At 43.8% G+C, this 722-nt stretch carries 1 protein-coding gene; it reads right to left on the reverse strand.

The genetic code is table 11. The annotated features are described in order from the left end of the window. Window positions 1-722 (reverse strand): type I glyceraldehyde-3-phosphate dehydrogenase (locus tag AB4512_RS21825; protein ID WP_372175640.1); only part of this gene is annotated, 722 nt, incomplete at both ends.

A 722-nucleotide genomic window follows, 5' to 3' on the forward strand; every position in this document is an offset into this window, starting at 1 on the left:
AGAACTTTGTTTGAGTAACCGATTTCGTTGTCGTACCAAGATACAACTTTAACGAATTTGTCAGTTAGAGCAACACCAGCTTTAGCATCGAATACTGAAGTTTGAACTTCACCGATGAAATCTTGTGATACTACTTGGTCTTCAGTGTAACCAAGAACGCCAGCCATTTCGCCTTCAGAAGCTTCTTTCATTGCAGCACAAATTTCTTCGTAAGATGCAGCTTCTTTTAGGTTAACTGTTAGGTCAACTACAGATACGTTAGCAGTTGGTACACGGAAAGCCATACCAGTTAGAAGGCCGTTTAGTTCTGGAAGAACAACGCCTACAGCTTTAGCAGCACCAGTTGAAGATGGGATGATGTTTTGAGAAGCACCACGGCCACCGCGCCAGTCTTTAGCAGAAGGGCCATCTACAGTTTTTTGAGTTGCTGTAGTAGCGTGAACTGTAGTCATAAGACCAGACTCAATGCCCCACTTATCGTTAAGTACTTTAGCGATAGGTGCAAGACAGTTAGTAGTACAAGAAGCGTTAGAAACGATGTCTTGACCAGCGTAAGATGCTTGGTTAACGCCCATTACGAACATTGGAGTTGCATCTTTAGAAGGACCAGTAAGAACTACTTTCTTAGCGCCAGCAGTGATGTGCTTACGTGCAGTCTCGTCAGTTAGGAAAAGACCAGTTGCTTCAGCAACTACGTCTACGTCGATAGCATCCCACTTAAG

Source organism: Vibrio sp. 10N.222.52.B7, assembly GCF_041474275.1.
In the GTDB taxonomy this organism is placed as follows: domain Bacteria; phylum Pseudomonadota; class Gammaproteobacteria; order Enterobacterales; family Vibrionaceae; genus Vibrio; species Vibrio crassostreae_C.